The organism is Pseudomonadota bacterium (assembly GCA_041395565.1).
GTDB lineage: Bacteria > Pseudomonadota > Gammaproteobacteria > UBA9214 > UBA9214 > UBA9214.
Genome location: JAWLAI010000013.1, coordinates 1 through 1,640, shown reverse-complemented (window position 1 = coordinate 1,640; position 1,640 = coordinate 1). Strand labels below are relative to the sequence as shown.

Below are 1,640 nucleotides of genomic sequence, written 5' to 3'. Positions count from 1 at the left end.
AGAAACCGTGTTCCACGGAATCGCATCCGGCCTGCACAGCCGATGCCACTGGCAGATATCCATTGCAATGCACCATGACTTTCAGCCCCAGACTGTGTGCAGTGGCAACAGCCTGTGAAAGTTCTTCCGTGTCAAACTGGGGACGCGTCTGTTTGCCAAACTCTTTGAGACTGTTGATTCCGGACTGCACGATTTTCACATGATCAATCCCCCCGGATTCTGCGGCAAGGGCTTCAGCCAGACTTCGTCCTTTTCCCGGGGGTCTGCCGATGAGTTTTCCGTACCGCCCGTCTTTGCGCCAGGCTCTGCCTGCGGCTATGATGCGGACAGGCATTCCCTCAGCATACAGATCCCGGTATCGGAGAGCATGACCCGCATAATCGCCTCCATCCCGCACCGCAAGCACGCCGCAGCCCATCGCCTGCTTCAGATGGGCGGATATGAAAGGTTTTATTTCCTCAAATTCAGCATCCAACTGCCTTTCACGCACGGCAGGCGCACCGGTTCCGGACAGAAACAGATGCACATGACTGTCAATCAGCCCGGGCATCAGCGTGCAGTCTGACAGATTCACCATTCCCGGCTGATCTGTGTGTGCCTCTGTCAAATTTCTTATTTCCCGGATGGTTCCGTGTGCAATATGCAGAAGAACATCTTCCCGAATCAGGCCTCCGCTTCCGTCAATGAGCCATCCGGCCTGTATCCATGTTTCTTTTTTCATTGTTTTTTCAGTTCACAGTTGATGTTAATCCGTTATTTCCAAAATCAGGAATGTATCTGCTTCCACCGCCATTCCGGAGAAAGCCTGAAACCAGAAAGTTGGACGGGTTCCGGATACCGACTTTCGTCAGCATGACCTCTGTACGCAAGGTGATTTCACCGACTAAGAGATTCGGAGATGAAAGCGGTTCCGGCACTTCCGGCAGAGGAATTCCGCACTGTCCGGCCTGTTTTTGGAAGTGACATTCAGGGAACCCGGGCCGCTGACTTCCAGAACCCGGATATCCGCACTGCCGCATGGACAGATCCGCTGCTGCTCCGGAGATGTTCCGTACACAGAAATGGCTTCTCTGACTGTCATTGCGGAAAAATTTTCTGTTTCATGCCCATAAGGCAGATTGCCGTGAACATGACGGGAAATATTCTCTGTGACTTCATCCAGATGCCTGAGTTCATGTTCCCATATGCGGAGAATTTTCCAACCCATTGCCCTCAGTTGATCATCAACTTCCATATCCCGAAGAACATTGCGCCGCAGTTTCTCCTTCCAGAAATCCCATCGGTTTTTGGGTGCAGAATAATGAAGGGGGCAGCCGTGCCAGAAGCACCCGTCCACAAACACCACCGCACGGGATTTGTAAAATACCAGATCAGGCCGTCCCGGAAGATCCGGATAAAGACGGTAGCGCAGTCCTCTGGCCCACAGGGCCTTGCGCACCAGGATTTCAGGTTTGGTGTTCGTGCTCCGTATCCGGGACATGTTTTCGGAACGGGTCATTTTCTGCGGCTTTTTCATATTCAGTGCTTTGGTGAAAAATTTCTGGGTTCCAGATTCTGTTGATATTTTTATAACATTCTGAATTTACAGAAACCAATCTCTCCGGAATGAATCAGTCCGACCTGTTCCGGCAGGATTTGAC

At 51.6% G+C, this 1,640-nt stretch carries 2 protein-coding genes; both read right to left on the bottom strand.

The genetic code is table 11. The features are described from left to right. Positions 1 to 721, bottom strand: a 721-nt coding sequence (locus R3F42_16320) for a hypothetical protein (GenBank protein ID MEZ5543580.1), incomplete at its 3' end; no start/stop codon positions are given. Positions 722 to 883: 162 nt separating this feature from the next. Beyond that, positions 884 to 1,516 (bottom strand): very short patch repair endonuclease, encoded by a 633-nt coding sequence (locus tag R3F42_16315; protein MEZ5543579.1) that lies wholly within the window; start codon positions 1,514 to 1,516, stop codon positions 884 to 886. Between the last annotated feature and the right edge of the window lie 124 nt (positions 1,517 to 1,640).